15 protein-coding genes are annotated in these 15,833 nt (G+C 73.3%); 4 read left to right on the forward strand and 11 right to left on the reverse strand.

Annotated features, from left to right (window positions below; genetic code table 11):
- The first annotated feature begins 39 nt into the window (after nucleotides 1–39).
- Complete coding sequence (locus GA0070613_RS28735) at nucleotides 40–597, forward strand: TetR/AcrR family transcriptional regulator (RefSeq protein WP_089015132.1); 558 nt, start codon at nucleotides 40–42, stop codon at nucleotides 595–597.
- Between the two features lie 137 nt (nucleotides 598–734).
- Here GA0070613_RS28735 and GA0070613_RS28740 read toward each other — a convergent pair whose 3' ends face one another.
- From GA0070613_RS28740 to GA0070613_RS28765, 6 genes are all read right to left on the reverse strand, one after another.
- The gene (locus tag GA0070613_RS28740) at nucleotides 735–1,751 is read right to left on the reverse strand and encodes a branched-chain amino acid ABC transporter permease (protein WP_089015133.1); all 1,017 of its coding nucleotides are present in this window, start codon (nucleotides 1,749–1,751) and stop codon (nucleotides 735–737) included.
- A complete protein-coding gene (locus GA0070613_RS28745) occupies nucleotides 1,748–2,629 on the reverse strand; it encodes a branched-chain amino acid ABC transporter permease (protein WP_089015134.1) in 882 nt (293 codons plus the stop codon). The genes GA0070613_RS28740 and GA0070613_RS28745 overlap by 4 nt, the downstream gene beginning before the upstream one ends.
- A 7-nt stretch (nucleotides 2,630–2,636) precedes the next feature.
- On the reverse strand, nucleotides 2,637–3,896 hold the full coding sequence (locus GA0070613_RS28750) for an ABC transporter substrate-binding protein (protein WP_089015135.1): 1,260 nt from the start codon (nucleotides 3,894–3,896) through the stop codon (nucleotides 2,637–2,639).
- A gap of 43 nt (nucleotides 3,897–3,939) precedes the next feature.
- A complete protein-coding gene (locus GA0070613_RS28755) occupies nucleotides 3,940–4,632 on the reverse strand; it encodes an ABC transporter ATP-binding protein (protein ID WP_089015136.1) in 693 nt (230 codons plus the stop codon).
- Nucleotides 4,619–5,380: an ABC transporter ATP-binding protein gene (locus GA0070613_RS28760; protein ID WP_089015137.1), complete on the reverse strand. Its 762-nt coding sequence runs from the start codon at nucleotides 5,378–5,380 to the stop codon at nucleotides 4,619–4,621. Before GA0070613_RS28760 ends, GA0070613_RS28755 begins: the two co-directional genes overlap by 14 nt.
- Before the next feature lie 286 nt (nucleotides 5,381–5,666).
- Nucleotides 5,667–6,866, reverse strand: a complete 1,200-nt coding sequence (locus tag GA0070613_RS28765; RefSeq protein WP_089015138.1) for an FAD-dependent monooxygenase — start codon at nucleotides 6,864–6,866, stop codon at nucleotides 5,667–5,669.
- 186 nt (nucleotides 6,867–7,052) lie between these two features.
- On the opposite strand from GA0070613_RS28765, the gene GA0070613_RS28770 reads away from it, so the two are divergent.
- Nucleotides 7,053–8,018 (forward strand): TetR/AcrR family transcriptional regulator C-terminal domain-containing protein, encoded by a 966-nt coding sequence (locus GA0070613_RS28770; RefSeq protein WP_089015139.1) that lies wholly within the window; start codon nucleotides 7,053–7,055, stop codon nucleotides 8,016–8,018.
- On the opposite strand, the gene GA0070613_RS28775 is transcribed toward GA0070613_RS28770, so the two are convergent.
- From GA0070613_RS28775 to GA0070613_RS28785, 3 genes are read right to left on the reverse strand one after another with little or no spacing between them, the layout of a single operon-like run.
- Nucleotides 8,002–9,078: a zinc-binding dehydrogenase gene (locus GA0070613_RS28775; RefSeq protein ID WP_089015140.1), complete on the reverse strand. Its 1,077-nt coding sequence runs from the start codon at nucleotides 9,076–9,078 to the stop codon at nucleotides 8,002–8,004. The two genes, GA0070613_RS28770 and GA0070613_RS28775, sit on opposite strands and share 17 nt — an antisense overlap.
- Nucleotides 9,075–10,517, reverse strand: a complete 1,443-nt coding sequence (locus tag GA0070613_RS28780) for an aldehyde dehydrogenase family protein (RefSeq protein ID WP_089015141.1) — start codon at nucleotides 10,515–10,517, stop codon at nucleotides 9,075–9,077. Before GA0070613_RS28780 ends, GA0070613_RS28775 begins: the two co-directional genes overlap by 4 nt.
- 48 nt (nucleotides 10,518–10,565) lie before the next feature.
- Nucleotides 10,566–11,231 (reverse strand): TetR/AcrR family transcriptional regulator, encoded by a 666-nt coding sequence (locus GA0070613_RS28785; RefSeq protein ID WP_089015142.1) that lies wholly within the window; start codon nucleotides 11,229–11,231, stop codon nucleotides 10,566–10,568.
- A 172-nt stretch (nucleotides 11,232–11,403) separates the two neighbouring features.
- Here GA0070613_RS28785 and GA0070613_RS28790 point away from each other — a divergent pair, with 172 nt between their 5' ends.
- Nucleotides 11,404–12,576: an acyl-CoA dehydrogenase family protein gene (locus GA0070613_RS28790; protein WP_089015143.1), complete on the forward strand. Its 1,173-nt coding sequence runs from the start codon at nucleotides 11,404–11,406 to the stop codon at nucleotides 12,574–12,576.
- A 39-nt stretch (nucleotides 12,577–12,615) separates the two neighbouring features.
- Here the strand turns inward: GA0070613_RS28790 and GA0070613_RS28795 are convergent, their stop codons facing one another.
- Nucleotides 12,616–13,653, reverse strand: a complete 1,038-nt coding sequence (locus GA0070613_RS28795; protein WP_089015144.1) for an aminotransferase class V-fold PLP-dependent enzyme — start codon at nucleotides 13,651–13,653, stop codon at nucleotides 12,616–12,618.
- A 235-nt stretch (nucleotides 13,654–13,888) separates the two neighbouring features.
- Here GA0070613_RS28795 and GA0070613_RS28800 point away from each other — a divergent pair, with 235 nt between their 5' ends.
- Complete coding sequence (locus tag GA0070613_RS28800) at nucleotides 13,889–14,230, forward strand: NIPSNAP family protein (protein WP_089015145.1); 342 nt, start codon at nucleotides 13,889–13,891, stop codon at nucleotides 14,228–14,230.
- Between the two features lie 130 nt (nucleotides 14,231–14,360).
- Here GA0070613_RS28800 and GA0070613_RS28805 read toward each other — a convergent pair whose 3' ends face one another.
- The gene (locus tag GA0070613_RS28805; RefSeq protein ID WP_089015146.1) at nucleotides 14,361–15,752 is read right to left on the reverse strand and encodes a cation:dicarboxylate symporter family transporter; all 1,392 of its coding nucleotides are present in this window, start codon (nucleotides 15,750–15,752) and stop codon (nucleotides 14,361–14,363) included.
- Nucleotides 15,753–15,833 lie beyond the last annotated feature (81 nt).

Raw genomic sequence — 15,833 nt, forward strand, 5'->3', positions numbered from 1 at the left:
CAGCTGTAGTCCGCGTGACTACGCCTGTAGTCTTGCAGGGTGACCGAACGGCGACAGCAGCTCCTCGACGCGGCGATCCGGGTGCTCGGCACCCGGGGACTGCGCCAGCTCACCCACCGGGCGGTGGACGCCGAGGCCGGGCTGCCGGAGGGCTCCACGTCCAACCAGTTCCGCACCCGTGGCGCGCTGGTCGCGGGCGTCTTCGGCCGCCTCGTGGAGGTCGAGACGGCGGCCTGGGACCGGCTCGCCGGGCAGCTCCCGCCGGGCGACGTGGACGCGTTCGTCGCGGTGCTCGGCGGGCTGATCCGGCAGCCCACCACCGAGGGGCGGGCGGTCGTGCTGGCCCGGCACGCGCTCTTCATCGAGGCGGCCGTCCACCCCGAGCTGCGCCGGGAGATCGGCGCCGGGCGGGAGCGGCTGGCCGAGTGGGGCGTGCCGCTGGTCGCCGGGCTCGGCTCCGCCGATCCGCCGGCCCACTTCCGGATGCTGCTCAGCCTCATCGACGGGCTGTTCAGCAACCAGCTCGCCTACCCGGAGGACGACTTCGACCCGGAAGCGGCGATCGCCGCGCTGCTCCGCGGCCTGCTGCCGCGCTGATCGGCGGCGACCCTCGACCGCCCGCCGGTGCCACCCCCGCCGCATAGGATCTGTCAACACCAGACGTACCCCCGGGTAGACGTGCGCTACCAGGGGGTTCGTCGGGGCGGCGGTGTCCGGATGCGCCGGCGGACGAGCTATTCGCGGCGGGCGGCTCCCCAGCGTCTGGCCAGGGCGGCCACCGTGCCCCAGATGCCCCGCCGGAACAACAGCACGACCAGGACGAAGATGCCGCCGGTGACCAGGCCGATCGCCTCGAATCCGGAGAAGGACAGCCAGTCCTCCAGCCGGACCACGATCGCCGCGCCGAGCACTCCGCCCCAGAGGGTGCCGATCCCGCCGAGCACCACCACGATCACCGCCTTGCCGGAGGTGGTCCAGTGCAGCACGTCGAGGGAGACGAAGCGGTGGCCGACGGCGAACAGCCCGCCGCCCAGCCCGGCGATGAAGCCGGACAGGACGAACGCGGTCAGCTTGTACCGGTGCACCGGGTAGCCCAGCGCGCGGGCGCGGGCCGGGTTGTCCCGGATGCCGACCAGCACCCGACCGAACGGCGAGTGCACGATCCGCCAGGCGGCGGCCAGCCCGAGCAGCACGATCGGCAGGATCGCGTAGTAGAAGTAGTAGTCGTCGCTCAGGTCCGTCCCGAAGAACTCCCGGGGCACGCCCTGTAGGCCGTTCTCGCCCCGGGTGACCGAGCGCCACTCGTTGGCCACGTAGTAGACCAGCTGCGCGAAGGCCAGGGTGACCATCGCGAAGTAGATCCCGGTGCGCTTGACCGCCAGGTAGCCGATCGGCACCGCGAGCAGCGCCGCCGCGAGCGCGCCGGCCAGCACGGCCGCCGGGAAGGGCAGGCCGGCGTGGATCGCCACCAGACCCGTGACGTACGCGGAGGTGCCCCAGAATGCGGCGTGCCCGAAGGACATCAGCCCGGTGAAGCCGAGCAGCAGGTCCACCGAGACGGCGAAGAGCGCCCAGCAGAGGATGTCCACCGCCACAGCCGGGTAGAGCCCGTTGGGCAGCCACAACGCCACCAGCAGGCCGAGGGCGAGCAGGGCGTACCGGACCCAGCCGGGCGCCCGGGCGACGGTGACCAGCCCGGACGGTGGCACCGGGCGGGCCGCGTCGGCGGGGGTGTCGACGGCGCTGGTCATGCCGGTGCCTCCTCACGGCCGAACAGGCCCGCCGGGCGCCAGAGCAGCACCACGGCCATCACGATGAAGACGACCGTCTGGGAGACGATCGGGAAGTCCGACAGGTACGCCTCGCCCCAGGCCTGGACCAGGCCGATGCCGAAGCCGGCGGCGACCGAGCCGAAGATCGAGCCGAGGCCGCCGATGACCACCACCGCGAAGACCACGATGATCAGGTCTGCGCCCATCAGCGGGTTCACCGCCCGCATCGGGGCGGCGAGCACGCCGGCCAGGCCGGCCAGGCCGATGCCGAAGCCGAAGACCGGGGTGACCCACCGCCCCACGTCGATGCCGAAGGCGCGGGTCAGTTCCGGCCGCTCGGTGGCCGCCCGGACCACCATGCCGATCCGGGTCCGCCCCAGCACCCACCACACCGCGACGCAGAGCAGCACGGTGAAGCCGAGGATGAAGACCCGGTACGTCGGGAAGTCGAAGAGCCCGAAGTCGACCGAGCCGCTGAGCGCGGCCGGGGTGGCGTAGGGGCTGGACTGCACGCCGTACCGGGTCTTCACCAGGTCCTGCAGGATCAGGGTGAGACCGAAGGTGAGCAGGAAGTTGTAGAGCGGGTCGAGCCGGGTCAGCCGGTGGATCACCGCCCGTTCGAGCACCATGCCGAGCAGGCCGAGGGCCAGCGGCATGATCACCAGGGCCGCCCAGAAGGGCACCCCCGCCTCGGTGAGCAGCACGTACGCCCCGAAGGCGCCGAGCATGTAGAAGGCGCCGTGGGCGAAGTTGACCACCCGGAGCATGCCGAAGATGACCGCGAGCCCGAGGGCGAGCAGGGCGTAGAACGCCCCGCTCACCAACCCGTTGAACGTGTTCTGTGCGAAGCCGGACATCGGCTCGTCACATCTTGCAGTCGGCCGAGGGGGCGCGGAACGCCTCGGCGGCGGGGATGGTCTTGAGGACCTTGACGTAGTCCCAGGGCTCGGTCACCTCGGCCTGCGGCTTCACCTGGGCCAGGTACGCGTCGTGGATGACCCGGTGGTCCTCGGCGCGGATCTTGCCGTTGCGCAGGAAGACGTCGTTGACCTCCTTGCCCTCCAGGCCCTTGACCACGGTGTCCGCGTCGTCGGTGCCGGCGGCCTGCACGGCCTCCAGGTACTGCATGGCCGCGGAGTAGTTGGCCGCGTGCGCGAAGGACGGCCGGGTGCCGGTCTCCTTGTTGAACCGGTCGGCGAACTCCCGGTTCTGCTGGTCGAAGTTCCAGTACCAGGCGTCGGTGTAGGTGGTGCCGGCCAGCGCGGCCGGGGTGAGCGAGTGGATGTCGGTGATGAACATCAGGCCCACGGCCAGCCCGATGCCCTTGTCGCGGAGCTTGAACTCGTTGTACTGCTTGACCACGTTGACCAGTTCCGCGCCGGCCTGCATGGTGCCGAGCACCTGCGGCTTCGGGTTCAGCGTCGGCGCCTTGAGCAGGAACGTCGAGTAGTCGCCGCTGGTGTTCGGGAACGGCGCGCCGTCCTTGCCGACCACCTTGCCGCCGGCCTTCTCGATCGCGGCGGAGAAGTTCTTCTCCATGTCCTGACCGAAGGCGTAGTTCGGGTAGAGGATGTACCAGTTCTTGCCCACCTGCTCGGTGGTGGTCGTGCCGGTGCCGTGGGCCAGCATGTAGGTGTCGTACGCGTAGTGGAACGTGTACTTGTTGCAGCTCTTGCCGGTCAGGTCGGTGGTCGCCGCGCCGATGTTGAAGTAGAGCTTCTTCTTCTCCTTCGCCACGTCGGCGACCTTGAGCGCAGCCGAGGAGGTCGGCACGTCGAGGATGATGTCGACGCCCTTGCGGTCGTACATCTCGGCGGCCTTGCTGTTGGCCACGTCCGGCTTGTTCTGGTGGTCGGCGGTCTCCACGGTGATGTCCTTGGTGACCGCCTTGTCGCCGTACTTGGCCTTGAAGTCGGCGATGGCCATCTCCACGGCCTTGACCGAGTTCTTGCCGGACAGCTCCGAGTAGGCCCCGGACTGGTCGTTGAGGACCCCCAGCACGATCTTGTCGCCGGTCAGCTTCTGATCGCCGCCCGACGCCGGGCCACCGCCGCCGCAGCCGGCGACCAGCACCACCGCCGCCGCCGAGGCGGCGGCCACACCCACGCTCCTACGCATGTCCATCCCTTTCGTACCGCGCGGTCCGCGCGGGTCAGCCGTCGAAAATTCAGATCCCGAGGTACGCCAGCAGCTCGCGCTCCCGCGAGCGCACCTCGGAGTTGTCCATCGCCTCCGCGATGCGTCCCTCGGCCAGCAGGTAGTGCCGGTCGGCGACGCCGGTGGCGAAGTGCAGGTTCTGCTCGACCAGCAGCACGGTCACCCCGTGCTGCTTGGCCTCCCGCAGCAGGTCGCCGACCTGCTGCACGAGCAGCGGGGAGAGCCCCTCGGTGGGCTCGTCGCAGAGCAGCAGTCGGGCGCCCATCCGCAGCACCCGGGCCAGGGCGAGCATCTGCTGCTCGCCGCCGGAGAGCATGGTGGCCGCCGAGTCGCGCCGGGCGTACAGGGCGGGGAACGCCTCGTAGACCCGTTCGAGGGGCCACGGGTCGGGGCCGACCCGGGGCGGCAGCGTCAGGTTCTCGGTGACGCTGAGGGTGGCGTACGCGCCGCGGTCGTCGGGGACCCAGCCGAGCCCGAGCCGCGCCCGCTTGTACGCCGGCAGCTTCGTCAGGTCTCGGCCGTCCAGGCTGACGGTGCCGCGCTGCCCGGGGTGCAGGCCCATCACGCAGCGCAGCAGGGTGGACTTGCCGGCGCCGTTGCGGCCGACCAGGGTGACCACCTCGCCGGCGGCGACCTCCAGGCTCACCTCCCGCAGCACCTGCGCCTCGCCGTAGAACGCGGAGAGGTTCTCAATGCGCAGCATCAGCGGCTCCCAGGTAGGCGGTGATGACCCGCTCGTCGGCGCGGACCTGCTCGTACGGCCCTTCGACCAGGACCTTGCCGGCCTGGAGCACGGTGACGGTGTCGGCGAGCCGCCCGACGACGCTCATGTTGTGCTCGACCATCACCACGGTCCGGCCCTTCCGGACCTTCGCGATCAGGTCGACGGTGCGGTCGACGTCCTCCAGCCCCATCCCGGCGGTGGGCTCGTCGAGCAGCAGCACCTTCGGGTCGAGGGCGAGGGCGATGGCCAGCTCCAGGGCCCGCTTGCGCCCGTAGGCGAGGGCCTCGGCGGGGGCCTCGGCCAGTTCGGCGAGGCCGACCATGGCCAGCAGCTCGTCGGCGCGTTCCCGGTAGCGGTTCATCAGCTTCGCCGAGCGCCAGAACCGCCAGCCCAGCCCGCTCGATGACTGCAACGCCAGCTCGACGTGCTCGCGGGCGCCGAGCTGCGGGAAGAGGCTGGTGATCTGGAACGAGCGGGCCACGCCGAGCCGGGCGACCCGTTCCGGGGGCAGGCCGGTGACGTCCCGGCCGGCCAGCTCGATCCGCCCGGCGGTCGGCGGCAGGAACCCGGTGAGCAGGTTGAACAGCGTGGTCTTGCCGGCGCCGTTCGGGCCCACCAGGGCGTGCACGGTCTCCGGTGCCACGTCGAGGTCGACGCCGTCGACCGCCCGGAAGCCCCGGAAGTCGCGGGTCAGCCCGCGGGCCGACAGGAGCGCTTGCCCGGCCATCGCCACATCCTCCGAGGTGTCCGGCGACGACCGGGTCGGTGACCGCGGTCACAGGGCCGTCGCGTGGAGGAAACCTACGGTGCGCCGGCAGAGTCGAGCCATGTCGATCACCCACACTTTCCGGCCGGTGAACGCGGGGCCGGCGGACATGTTCGTCGTCTGCCGGCCGGCACGACGGGATCGACGGCGCTGAGCGGGTGGCGCGCGTGACCGCTCCCATGTGGCCCGGCCACCTGACCCGGACCGGAACCGGAGTCGGCCGGCCTCCTCGGCCGGCCCCGGGGGATCACCGGGTCACGGCGTACTCCGGCAGGGCCAGGCCGTCGGCCTGGGAGAAGAACAGCCGGGTGGTGAGCCGGCGCAGCGGGCGGGAGGTCATCGCCCGCATCGACGCGTCCCGCAACCGGATCGCCGCGCGGCTGGCCGGCAGGAAGCCGGAGATCCCACCACCGGGCAGCTCCTGACCCCGGGCGACGTGCGAGCGCAGCGTCTCCTCGTACCGGCCGTAGGCGACCGTGTGGTCGCCGTCGGCGGCGGCCAGCTCACCGGCCAGCACGTACGCGCCGACCAGGGAGAGGCTGGTGCCCTGCCCGGTGAGCGGGGACGGGCACCAGGCCGCGTCGCCGAGCAGGGCCACCCGGCCCCGGCTCCACCGGTCCGTCCGCACCTGCCCGTACAGGTCGAAGTAGAAGTCCGGCGCGTCGGCCATGACGGCCAGCAGCTCCCGGGTACGCCAGCCGACGTCGGCGAAGCGCTCGGCGAGGAGGCGCTGCTGGGCGGCGACGTCCCGCCGGTCCAGCTCCAGCGGCGGGGAGACGAAGCTGAACAGGGCGCTGGTCCGGCCGTGCCGGGTCGGGCGGGTACCCACCACCCGGCCGCCGGGGGCGTTGTGCATCAGGAACCAGCCGTCGGCGTTCGGGTACGGCGTGCCGAAATACGCCAGGTACGCCCCGAGCGGCCGGACGTACGCCGACTCCGGCCCGAACGCCAGCGCCCGGGTCCGGGAGTGCACCCCGTCGGCCCCCACCACCAGGTCGACGGTGCGCGGGGCGGAGCGTTCGAAGGTGACCCGCACCCCGTCACCGGTCTCGGTCAGCGACTCGATCGAGTCGTCGAAGAGGTACTCCACCTCGTCGCGGGTCTCGGAGTACAGCAGCCGGGCCAGGTCGCCCCGCTCGATCTCGATGTCCGCGACGATGCCCTCGCCGGCGAAGGCGTGCACCGGCATCCGGCAGGTCACCTCGCCGCGGGCGTCCACGTAGGCCATCCCGCGCTCCGCGACGCACTCGGCGCGGATCCGCGCGGTCAGCCCCATCCGGTCGACCACCTCGCGGGCGGTCCCCCGGACGTCGACCGCCTGCCCGCCGGAGCGCGGACCGGAGGCCCGCTCCACCACCGTCGGGTGGAAGCCGTACCGGCGCAGCCAGAAGGCGAGGGCGGGGCCGGCGATGCCGGCGCCGGAGATGAGTACGGTCCTGTCGTTCACCGCGGCGCTCCCAACGGTCGTGCGTACACCGTCAGTCCGGCGGTGCCGGACCCGGGCGGAGGGGTTCCTCCGCGCGCTGAACGGTAGGTTCCGCCGTGCCGTCCGCGCCCACTGCGAACTAGTACGCTGCCCGGCAGGAGGGGTCCGCCGCCCCCCGTACTAGTACGCTCCGCCGGAGGTGTCGCGATGCCCCTGCCCGGGTCGGAACCGCCGTACCGGCGGATCGCCGCGGAGATCCGCCGCCGGATCGACCTCGGGGAGCTGCGGCCCGGGGATGCGGTGCCCTCGGCCCGGCGGATCACCCGCGAGCACGGGGTCGCCATCGCCACCGCCACCAAGGTCCTCGCCCTGCTCCGCGCGGAGGGGCTGGTCCTGACCCGACCCGGCGCGGGCACCGTCGTCGCCCCCGACCCCGCGGCGCCGCCCCGGGCCCGGCGCGGCGCTGAGCGGCCGGAGCCGGAGCTGAGCCGGGAGCGGGTGGTCCGGACCGCGATCGCCCTCGCCGACGCGGGCGGCCTGCCGGCGGTCTCCATGCGGCAGATCGCCGCCGAGCTGGACGTGGCCACCATGTCCCTCTACCGGCACGTACGCGGCCGGGACGAGCTGATCCTCACGATGGCCGACGTGGCGCTGGCCGACGCGCCGCTGCCGGCGGTGCAGCCGGCCGGGTGGCGGGCCCGCCTGGAACTGCTCGCCCGGGCGCAGTGGTCGACCTACCGGCGGCACCGCTGGCTGCCGCACGTCATCTCGATCGCCCGCCCGCAGATGTTGCCGCAGGGCATGGCGCACACCGAGTGGGCGTTGCGGGCCACCGCCGGCCTGGGCCTGGACCGGCAGCTGCGCTGGCACGCCGCGATCACCCTGATCGCGTACGTGCGGGGGATCGCGACGAACCTGGAGATGCGGGCGCAGGCGGAGCAGGACACCGGGCTCACCGACGAACAGTGGGTGGACCGCCAGGTGGCCACGTTCCAGCAGATCATCGTCAGTGGCGGCTACTCCACCATGGCCGCGCTGACCGCCGAGGGCGACGTGGAGCTCGACCTGGACAGCGTCTTCGAGTTCGGCCTGCGCCGGCTCCTCGACGGTTACGCCGCGCTCATCGAGCCTCGGCCGCCCGGCGCGGAGCCGGCTGTCAGTCCGGGAAGGTGACCACCCAGCGGGCGCCCTCGCCCCGGGCCAGCCGGTCGAACGCGGCCGGCGCGTCGTCCAGTCCGACGGTGCCGCTGACCAGCGGGCGCAGGTCCAGCGTGCCGTCGCCGAGCGACCGGGCCAGCTCGGGCACCTCGCGGTCGGGGTCGGAGGAGCCGTACACCGAGGAGCGCAGCGTCCGCGCGGAGTGGAAGATGTCCAGCGCGGCGAGGCTGACCAGGTCGTCCTTGGCGCCCATGCCGACCACGGTGACCGCTCCCCCGCGCCGGGTGATCCGCCAGGCCGCCCGGATGGTGGCGGACCGGCCGACGCACTCGAAGGCGTGGTCGACGCCCCGTCCGTCGGTGCGTGCGCGCACCTGCTTCGACAGTTGGTCGTCGGAGTGGAGGAAGTCGGTGGCGCCGGCCGCCAGGGCCAGCTCGCGCTTGGCCTCGGCGACGTCGACCGCGAGGATCGGCGTCGCGCCGGCGGCCCGGGCGGCGGTGAGCACGGCGAGCCCGACCCCGCCGAGGCCGATCACCGCGACCGACTCGCCGGCGGCCACCCGGGCGGTGTTGCGGACCGCGCCGGTGCCGGTGAGCACCGCGCAGCCGAGCAGCGCGGCCTGCTCGGGCGGGAGCCCGGCGGGGACCGCGACGGCGGCGTGCTCGGGCACCACCACCTCCTCGGCGAGGGCGCCGAGCCCGAGGGTGACGTGCAGCGGGTCGCCGTCGGCGGTCTCGCCGCGGGCCACCGCGGGCGCGGTGTTGGCGGCGCAGAGCCATGGCTCCCCGTGGCGGCAGAACCAGCAGTCCCGGCAGGCGGGCGCCCAGTTGAGCACCACCGGGGTGCCGACCGGCAGCCGGGTGCCGGGGCCGGCCTCGGCGACCACGCCGGCAGCCTCGTGCCCGAGCACCAAGGGGTACGCGGGCGCGAGGGTGCCGTTCACCATGGACAGGTCGGAGTGGCAGATGCCGGCGGCCCGGATCCGGACGCGCAGCTCGCCGGGGCCGGGCGCGGGGAGGCGTACCTCCTCGACGCGCAGCGGCGCGCCGGGGCCGCGGGCAACCAGCGCCCTCATCGCTGGATCGCCTTGATCTCGCGGAACTCGTCGATGCCGTACGCGCCCAGCTCCCGGCCGAGGCCGGACTGCCGGTAGCCGCCGAAGGGCGCGAGCGGGTTGAACGAGGCGCCGTTGACGTCGACCTGACCGGTGCGCAGCCGCCGGGCGACCGCGAGGGCGGCCTCCTCGTCGGCCGACCAGACCGCGCCGGCCAGCCCGTACCGGGAGTTGTTGGCGATGGCCACCGCCTCGTCGGTGTCGGCGAACGGGATGACGGCGAGGACCGGGCCGAAGACCTCCTCCTGGGCGAGCGCGCTGTCCGGGTGCACGTCGGCGAGGACGGTCGGCGCGACGAAGTGGCCGCGTGGCGGGAGCGGGGCGTCCGGGCCGCCGGCGACGAGCCGCGCCCCGTCGGCCAGCGCCCGGTCGACGTGCCCGCGGACCCGCTCGGCCTGGGCGGCGGAGACCAGTGGGCCCAACCGGGTCGCCGGGTCGAACGGGTCCCCCAGCCGGTACGCCCCGGCGGCCGCCGCGAGCAGGCCGAGCGCCTCGTCGTAGCGGTCGCGGTGGACCAGCATCCGGGTCCACGCGGTGCAGGTCTGCCCGGAGTTGAGGAAGGCGTTGCCGACCCCGACCTTGACGGCGGTGGCCAGGTCGGCGTCGGCGAGGATCAGGTTGGCCGACTTGCCGCCGAGCTCCAGGGCGACCCGGGCGATCCGGTCGGCGGCGAGGTGGGCGATCCGGCGGCCGGTGGCCGTGGAGCCGGTGAACGAGACCAGGTCCACGTCCGGGTGGCCGGCGAGGGCCTCGCCCACCACCGGGCCGGTGCCCGGGACGAGGTTGACCACCCCGGGCGGCAGTCCGGCGTCGGTGACCGCGTCGAAGAGCAGGTACGCCGTCAGCGGGGTCAGCTCGCTGGGTTTGAGCACCACCGTGCAGCCGGCCGCCAGGGCGGGGGCGATCTTGGCGACGACCTGGTGCAGCGGGTAGTTCCACGGGGTGATCGCGCCGACCACGCCGATCGGTTCGCGGACCACCAGGGAGTTCCCGACGGTCTCCTCGGCGGCCGGCCGGGCGGCGAGGTCGACCATGCTGCGCAGCACGGTCAGCGGCAGGCCGGTCTGCACCCGGGCGGCGAGCTTGAGCGGGGTGCCGAGCTCCCAGGCGACGGTCCGGGCGATCTCGTCGGCGCGGGCGGCGAGCGCGGTGTGCAGCCGGTCCAGGTGGGCGGCCCGCTCGGCGGGGGCGGTGGCCGCCCAGCCGGGGAAGGCGGCCCGGGCGGCGGCCACGGCCCGGTCGACGTCGTCCGGGGTGCCGGCGGGGACCTGCCCGACGATGTCGCCGGTGGCCGGGTTCTCGACGGGGATGGCGTCGCCCTCGGTGGGGTCGACCCACTCGCCGGCGACGTGCAGGTGGCGACGGACCAGGAGGGCGGGCGGCGCGGCGGCGAGATCCATGTCGTCCTTCGTGGGGCTGGCTGGAAACTAGCGCTGGGAGTTTGGACGCTACTCCGAACGGCCGGTCGGCTCCAGCGGGGCGCGCGGCCCCACGGTCCGCTCGTACTCGGCGGCCAGCCCGTGCAGCAGTGCGTCGAGGCCGAGGGCGAAGGCGCCCTCGTCGACGCTGCGCTGGCGCCCGGCGAGCCGGTGCGCCTGCGTCAGGTGCGGGTAGTGCGCGGCGTACAGCTCGGGATCCTCGACGAAGCCGCGGGCGAACGAGCCGAGTGCCGAGCCGGCGACGAAGTAGCGCAGCGCCGCCCCGATGTGGGTGGCGCGGGCGGGCGGCCAGCCGGCCCGGACCAGGCCGCCGTAGACCGCGTCGGCCATGGCCAGCGCGGCGGGTCGCCGGCCAGGCCCCTGGGCCAGGTACGGCACGACGTTCGGATGCGCGGCCAGGGCCTCCCGGTACGACCAGGCCCACCGGCGCAGCGCCTCCCGCCAGTCGAGCCGGGCGAAGTAGCCGGTGTCCACGGTGGCGGTGACGCTGTCGGCCACCGCGTCGAGGATGGCGTCCTTGGTCGCGAAATGGTTGTAGAGCGACGGCCCCTGGACGCCGAGCGCGGCGGCCAGCCGCCGGGTGGAGAGGGCGGCGAGCCCGTCGGCGTCGATCAACGCGAGCGCCGTGGCCACGATCCGGTCCCGGGTGAGCAGAGCCTGTCGGGGTCGGGGCACCGTGTCTCTCCCTCGTGGGCGTCGCCGGTTCGCCGGCGGTCCCCGTGCACCCTAGCCGCGCCACCCCGGGCGGGCCGTCCCCCGCCGGGTGGGACGTGGGGTCTGGACGGATGAAAACTTACACCGCTAGTTTAAGGGCGAGACATCGCCGCACCGACGCAGGGGGACCACCGTGGACTTCTCACTCACCGACGAGGAACGGGCGGTCCGGGACACCGTCCGGTCGTTCATCAGCCGCGAGGTGATGCCGCTGGAGCAGGAGGTGCTCCGCCGCGAGCGCGCCCACCAGCCCGGCCTCGACCGCTCGGAGCTGCGGGAACTTCAGCTCAAGGCGAAGAAGTTCGGCTTCTGGGGGCTGGCCACCCCGGAGGAGTACGGCGGGATGGACCTGCCCGCGGTCATGCAGTCGCTGATCTGGACCGAGCTGGGCCGGACCTTCGTGCCGTTCCGCTTCGGCGGCGAGGCGGACAACATCCTGTTCCACGCCACCGAGGAGCAGAAGCGGGAGTTCCTCATCCCCACCGTCGAGGGGGAACGGATCTCCTGCTTCGCGATCACCGAGCCGGGCGCCGGCTCCGACGCGGCCAACATCCGGTTGTCGGCCCGCCGCGACGGCGACGACTGGATCCTCGACGGCGAGAAGACCTTCATCACCAACGGCAACGACGCGGACTTCGCCATCGTGGTGGCGGTGACCGACCGGGAGAAGGGCGCCCGCAACGGCGGCGCCACCGCGTTCCTGGTGGACCGGGCGATGGGCTGGCGCTCGGAGTTCATCCAGACCATGGGCGAGGGCGGGCCGGCCTCGCTGATCTTCGACGGGGTCCGGGTGCCGCACCGCAACATCCTCGGCGAGGTCGGGCAGGGCTTCACGCTCGGCATGCAATGGATCGGCAAGGGGCGCTACACCATCCCCTCGCACGCCATCGGCATCGCCGAGCGGGCCCTGCAGATGGCGATCGACCAGGCCAACACCCGGGAGACCTTCGGCGCGAAGATCGGCACCAACCAGGCCATCCAGTGGATGATCGCCGACTCGGAGACCGAGCTGGAGGCGGCCCGCTGGCTGGTGCTGCGCTCCGCCTGGACGGTGGACCAGGGCATGGATCCGCGGCACGCCTCCTCGATGGGCAAGCTCTACGGCGCCGGCATGGTCAACCGGGTGGTGGACCGGGTGCTGCAGATCCACGGCGGCATGGGCTACACCCGGGAGCTGCCGATCGAGCGCTGGTACCGGCAGGTGCGGCTCTACCGGATCTTCGAGGGCACCGACGAGATGCAGCGGCTGATCATCTCCCGCGACCTGCTGCGCGGGTACACGAAGATCGGCGGCCACCTGGCCTGAGCGGCGGCTCCCGCCCGGTCCCGGGGCGGGAGCACCCACTCAGCTCGTCAGCGCGTCGATCGCCAGGTCGACGTCCTCCTGGGTGGAGTAGAGGTGGAACGCGGCCCGGACCCGGCCGGCGCGGACCGCCGCGCGCACCCCCGCCCGCGCCAGCCTCTCCTCCGCCCCGGGCACCTCGACGGTCACGATCGCGGTCTCGCCCGGCGGTCGGCCCAGGCCGGCGAGGAACCGGTTGGCCAGCGCGACGTCGTGGTCACGGACCGCGGGCAATCCGATCTCGGTGAGCAACTCCAGCGCGGGCGCCGCGCCCACATAGGAGAACCAGGCCGGGGAGATGTCGAAGCGCCGGGCGTCGTCGGCCAGCCGCAGCGGCGGGCCGTAGTAGGAGGCGTGCGGGTCGGCGCCCGCGTACCAGCCGGCGGCGTCGGGACGCAGCCGGTCGCGCAGCGCCGGGGCCAGGTAGGCGAAGGCGGCGCCGCGCGGCGCCATCAGCCACTTGTACGCCGCGACCGCCACCACGTCGGCCCGGCCGGCGTCGAACGGCAGCCAGCCGCAGGCCTGGGTGGCGTCCACCGCGACGAGGGCGCCGTGCGCCCGGGCCGCGGCGACGATCTCGTCGTACGGGGCGACCGCACCGTCGGCCGACTGCACCAGGCTGAACGCGACCAGGTCGGTATCGGCGTCGACCGCGTCGACGAGGCCGGCCAGCGGGACCGTGCGTACTGTGACGCCCCGCCGCTCCTGCACCAGCCAGGGGAAGAGGTTCGAGGTGAACTCGACCTCCGGGACCACCACCGTGGCCCCCGGCGGCAGGGCGGCCGCCACCGGCGCGAGCAGCTGCGACGCCGTGCTGCCGATCGTGACATCCGCCGCCGCCACCTTGACCAGGGCGGCGAAGGCGGCCCGGGACCGGTCGACCGACTCGCCCCACACCTCCCAGGAGATCCGCCCCACCCGCCAGTCGGCCAACGCCTCCTGCAGTGCCGTCCAGGCCGGCTCGGGCGGCAGCCCGTAGCTGGCGGTGTTCAGCCAGCCGGGCTCCGGCTGCCACAGCTTCTGCGCCTCTTCCAGCTCCATGGGGCCGACGCTAAGCCAGGCCGGTCGCCGGCCGGAACGGCCAATCGACACCCCGCGGCCCGCGCCCGCCGCTCCGGCGGCCGGTGCGGGCACCTCGACCTGGACGTCCTGTACGTGGTCAACCTGCGGGTGGGCTCGGCGGAGGGCACGGACCTGGACACCATCGGCGGGTGATCCTCCGCGTGGTGGCGGATGCCGGTTAGCGTCGGCCGCACATCCACTCCGGAGGTTGGCGATGATTCTCGAGATCCGCACCTACCGTCTCAGGCCCGGCACCATCGACGAGTTCGTCCGGGTGATGCGCGAGGAAGCGGCCCCGCTGCTGGCGAGCGCCGGCATCCGGGTGGTGGCCGCCGGGCCGTCCCTGGTCCGCGAGGACGGCCACGAGGAGGCGTACCTGATCAGGGCCTTCTCCTCGCTCGCCGAGCGCGACGAGCGGGAGGAGGCGTTCTACGGCGGAGAGGCGTGGCGGACCGGGCCGCGGGAGGCGATCCTCTCCCGGATCGAGAGCTACCACACGGTGGTGCTGGAGACCGCGGAGGCCGCGGCGGACGTGCTGGGCGGGCACCGGCTGTGACGGCTCACCGGCCCGGCGGAGCCGTCCGTACCCGGCGGGGCACGGCCCGGATACGGACGCCCGCACACCCGGGGCGCGCCGGAGCAGCGTCCGACGCGACCCAGGGTGGGGCGTTCCCGAAGCAGCCGGGTCAGGCGGGCGCGCCGGCCAGCGTGGACGACCGCGCCCCCGACCCGTCGGCGGGCCGCTCCTCGGCCGGCACCTCCTCGTCGAGCATGGTCGCCTCGTCGAACGGGCGCCGGCCGCTGAGCACCGCCTCCGCCTGCTCGCGGTCGAACTCGCCGGTCCAGGTGCCGACCAGCACGGTGGCGACGGCGTTGCCGGCGAAGTTGGTCAGCGCCCGGGCCTCGGACATGAACCGGTCGATGCCGACGATCAGCCCCACGCCGTCCACCAGGTCCGGCCGGTGCGACTGCAGCCCGCCGGCCAGCGTGGCCAGGCCGGCGCCGGTGACCCCGGCCGCGCCCTTCGAGGCGATCACCATGAACGCCAGCAGGCCGATCTGCTCGCCGATCGCCATCGGCTTGCCCAGCGCGTCGGCGATGAACAGCGACGCCATGGTCAGGTAGATGGCGGTGCCGTCGAGGTTGAACGAGTACCCGGTCGGGACGGTGATGCCGACGACCGGCTTGCTCACCCCGAAGTGCTGCATCTTGGCGATCAGCCGGGGCAGCGCCGACTCCGACGACGAGGTCGATAGGATCAGCAGGAACTCCCGACCCAGGTACGCCAGCAGCTTGAAGATCGAGATGCGGGCCACCAGCCAGAGCAGCGCACCGAGCACGACGAAGACGAAGACCACGCAGGTGGCGTAGAAGCCGAACATGACCTGGGCCAGGCTCTTCAACGCGTCCACGCCGGTCGCGCCGACCAGCGCGGCGATCGCCCCGAACGCGCCGATCGGGGCGACCCACATGATCATCGCCAGCACCTTGAAGACGAGCCGCTGGAGCACCTCCACGGCCCGCAGCACGGGCTCGCCGCGCCGACCCATGGACTGCACGGCGAAGCCGACCAGCAAGGCGACCACCAACGCCTGGAGCACCTCGCCCTCGGTGAGCGCGGAGAAGAGCGTGGTCGGGATGATGCCGAGCAGGAAGTCGACGGTCCCGCCGCTCTCGTCACCGGCGGCGGCCTTGCCGGCGCCAGCCAGGTCCGCGCCGAGGTTCAGGCCCGCGCCGGGGTGGATGAGGTTGCCGACCACCAGGCCGATGGCGAGCGCGACGGTGGACATGACCAGGAAGTAGCCGAGGGCGAGGCCGCCGACCTTGCCGACCCTGGCCGCCTGGCGGACGGATCCGACGCCGAGGACGATCGTGCAGAAGATCACCGGCCCGATCATCATCTTGATCAGGTTGACGAAGCCGGTGCCGAGCGGCTTCAGCTCCTTGCCGACCTCGGGGGCGGCGAGGCCGACCACGATGCCGGCGACGACGGCCACGATGACCGCCAGATAGAGGTACCGGGTCCGGTCCCGGCGGGCGGGCCGGGCGGCCACGGGGGTGGGTGTGGTGGTGTCCATGCCCACAATGTGAAGCGCATCTCAACACAGGGCATCCTTGCGTTCATTCTGTTCATCCGAGTGACTCGCGGCGGAAATCGG

The sequence above is a fragment of the Micromonospora inositola genome (genome assembly GCF_900090285.1).
In the GTDB taxonomy this organism is placed as follows: domain Bacteria; phylum Actinomycetota; class Actinomycetes; order Mycobacteriales; family Micromonosporaceae; genus Micromonospora; species Micromonospora inositola.

Coding starts and splice junctions, on each gene's coding strand:
- GA0070613_RS28740 (WP_089015133.1), bottom strand. CDS start 1,751: ATGACCAGCGCCGTCGACACCCCCGCCGACGCGGCCCGCCCGGTGCCA.
- GA0070613_RS28745 (WP_089015134.1), bottom strand. CDS start 2,629: ATGTCCGGCTTCGCACAGAACACGTTCAACGGGTTGGTGAGCGGGGCG.
- GA0070613_RS28750 (WP_089015135.1), bottom strand. CDS start 3,896: ATGGACATGCGTAGGAGCGTGGGTGTGGCCGCCGCCTCGGCGGCGGCG.
- GA0070613_RS28755 (WP_089015136.1), bottom strand. CDS start 4,632: ATGCTGCGCATTGAGAACCTCTCCGCGTTCTACGGCGAGGCGCAGGTG.
- GA0070613_RS28760 (WP_089015137.1), bottom strand. CDS start 5,380: ATGGCCGGGCAAGCGCTCCTGTCGGCCCGCGGGCTGACCCGCGACTTC.
- GA0070613_RS28770 (WP_089015139.1), top strand. CDS start 7,053: ATGCCCCTGCCCGGGTCGGAACCGCCGTACCGGCGGATCGCCGCGGAG.
- GA0070613_RS28775 (WP_089015140.1), bottom strand. CDS start 9,078: ATGAGGGCGCTGGTTGCCCGCGGCCCCGGCGCGCCGCTGCGCGTCGAG.
- GA0070613_RS28780 (WP_089015141.1), bottom strand. CDS start 10,517: ATGGATCTCGCCGCCGCGCCGCCCGCCCTCCTGGTCCGTCGCCACCTG.
- GA0070613_RS28795 (WP_089015144.1), bottom strand. CDS start 13,653: ATGGAGCTGGAAGAGGCGCAGAAGCTGTGGCAGCCGGAGCCCGGCTGG.
- GA0070613_RS28800 (WP_089015145.1), top strand. CDS start 13,889: ATGATTCTCGAGATCCGCACCTACCGTCTCAGGCCCGGCACCATCGAC.
- GA0070613_RS28805 (WP_089015146.1), bottom strand. CDS start 15,752: ATGGACACCACCACACCCACCCCCGTGGCCGCCCGGCCCGCCCGCCGG.